This is a genomic window from Bacillus cereus group sp. BfR-BA-01309 (assembly GCF_022664315.1).
In the GTDB taxonomy this organism is placed as follows: Bacteria; Bacillota; Bacilli; order Bacillales; family Bacillaceae_G; genus Bacillus_A; species Bacillus_A mobilis.
In genome coordinates, this window is record NZ_JAKUHE010000092.1 from 1 (window position 1) to 201 (window position 201).

Consider the following 201-nt stretch of genomic DNA (forward strand, 5'->3'; position numbering starts at 1 on the left):
TTACTCCACCTGCCATTTGGTTTGCTCCTGCAGATAATGTTCCTAAACCGCCTGTTACTTGGCTTGAGCCATTTGCTAATTGATTTACTCCACCTGCCATTTGATTTGCCCCTGCAGATAATGTTCCTAAACCGCCTGTTACTTGGCTTGAGCCATTTGCTAATTGATTTACTCCTCCAGATAATTGACCTAATCCTGCTG

Annotated in this window: 1 protein-coding gene; it reads right to left on the minus strand. The window is 43.8% G+C overall.

Annotated elements, in window-relative coordinates; all coding sequences use genetic code 11:
* Positions 1 to 201 (minus strand): hypothetical protein (locus tag MR115_RS29785; protein WP_242243869.1); only part of this gene is annotated, 201 nt, incomplete at both ends.